At 34.6% G+C, this 2,120-nt stretch carries 3 protein-coding genes; all 3 read left to right on the forward strand.

Going from position 1 to position 2,120, the window contains the following annotated elements; all coding sequences use genetic code 11:
* The first annotated feature begins 210 nt into the window (after positions 1-210).
* Positions 211-1,065: a hypothetical protein gene (locus ACE01N_RS20330; protein WP_380592886.1), complete on the forward strand. Its 855-nt coding sequence runs from the start codon at positions 211-213 to the stop codon at positions 1,063-1,065.
* A 247-nt stretch (positions 1,066-1,312) separates the two neighbouring features.
* A complete protein-coding gene (locus tag ACE01N_RS20335) occupies positions 1,313-1,678 on the forward strand; it encodes a transposase (protein WP_380592888.1) in 366 nt (121 codons plus the stop codon).
* A gap of 2 nt (positions 1,679-1,680) precedes the next feature.
* Positions 1,681-2,120: transposase family protein (locus ACE01N_RS20340; RefSeq protein ID WP_473965031.1), on the forward strand; the 440-nt coding region annotated here is incomplete at its 3' end.

Consider the following 2,120-nt stretch of genomic DNA (forward strand, 5'->3'; position numbering starts at 1 on the left):
TCCTGGCGTCGTTTTCGGCTTGACAGTCTCCACTTCGTGGGACAGTCAACCGCACGACACCATACCGCGGGAACGTTAGCCACCATTTTAATATACAGAACATTACTAATATAAATGAAGCATAAAAAAAGATTTTATTTCGAATTATTTCAATCATTAATTTTTAGATTAAAATGCTTCATCTTGTATTTAAAAATATACAAAAAGAATATGACAGATGAACTGAAAGATTACTTCTCTTACTCAAAAATGGATGTCACATTTACAGAAAAAGAAGTAAAGAAAAACTTTGCAAGTTTGAGCGTTAAATCATCAGGAATTGCGAAGTCTTGGACTGACACAATTAATTCTCAATGGACAATTAGAGATTTTATTGCAATTAAAATGATACTGTCTTCAACAATACTACTAAGTTCTGTAGAACATGCTAAAAGTGTGAATTTAAAAATTGTAGAACCATATCTTTTATACTATTCTCTTCTGAATTGTGCAAGAGCAGTCATTTTAACTTCTCCTTTCGTGGAATGGAGTGAAGATGATTTATTTACAATGACTCATTCAAAAACAATAAATCTATTAGGAGATATAGTCTCTAAGTACAACAAACTGAAAGGAACAGAGATTAAGAAGTTTGTGGATTGGGCACGAGAATATAGAGAAATATTTTCTTATAAATTTCCAGCTAATGGACTAACTGACCATAACTTATCTAGCCAAGATATAATTGAGAATTGCAAACTTTTATGTGAAATTGCACAATTCCAAAGTAAAGTTTTAGAAAATGCAGTTACTAAGCACGTCAAACAGGATTTCAATTTTGATTCAAGCTTATTTGAAGTAGGATATATATATGGAAAAGATAATTTTCAATTTATAGATGAAGAAGATTGGTATCGTCTTTCATATATAATTAGAAAACAAAAAAGACCATTTAGTCTTCATTCATCAATGACAGAGGGAATGGTTGAAGACTTTATTGGGGCATGGTGTGCAGAAGACGAAGTTGAATCAGAGTTAATATATAATCCTGATTTAAATTGGCAAATTATTTTCCCGCTACCATAAAAAACGGTGGCTAACAAAGTGTCATATGTAATGCGGGTTTCAGCGGTTTTTCGGGCTGCTGCTCGTTGTTGCAACACCGCCAATTCGCCTTTGACGACTTGACGGAAAATTTGAAATATTGAATAAACGAATTGGCTACGTGCGTGCTTGAAAGTTCATTACCTTTAATCCCGCACTACACATACACGTAACCGTTGTGTGTAACCATGACCCGTCCTAAAAAACGGCTACACAACACGTAGCAATTATGTATAAAAATGATGGCGTTGTAAGAAGATACAGCGAAGGTTTCAAATTGAAAATTTTAGCCGAACTTAGTACTGGGAAATATTCCAAGAAAAAGCTTGGAGACATTTATGGTATAAACAGGACCACCATAAATGAATGGATAAAGAAGTACAACCGTAAAGATTTAATGAATACCCGAATTCTAGTGGAAAATCAAGATGAAACAACACGGCTCAAAGCCTTACAAAAAGAGATCAAGCAACTAAAGGAGTTGTTGATTAAGAAAGACCTGGACAAGTTGGTAATGGACTCGTACCTTGAAGTAGCTGCTGAAAAATTAGGTTACAAAAGTGTCGATGAGTTAAAAAAAAACTTAAACCTTTAAGTTTGATTAAGTCAGTAGAAAAAACAAAACACACTGGACAGGCAAGCGTTGAGCAAACCTGCCAGTGTTACCATATGCACAGGGATGCTTATTATAAATTAAAGAATCGAATACAAAAGCAGGATCATATTACAAATCAAGTAATTCAGCTTGTTAAGCAAGAGCGTATTGAGCAATCACGTGTGGGTACCGTAAAGTTATACAAAGCTTTGAAAGATTCCTTTGAAATGGCAGGATTAAAAGTGGGCAGGGATAAATTGAATAATATCCTGCGAGAGCATGATATGCTTGTTAGACGTAAAAAAGCATCGTGCAAAACAACCGATTCGTATCACCGTTTTCATAAGTATAAGAACTTGGTAAAAGACATGGATGTTACAGCCCCTAATCAAGTCTGGGTGTCTGATATAACCTATATCCGTACCATCAACGGCTTTTGTTA

Origin of the sequence: Quyinboa ferrireducens, from assembly GCF_042436675.1 — a bacterium.
GTDB lineage: Bacteria > Bacteroidota > Bacteroidia > Bacteroidales > UBA5342 > JBHJHP01.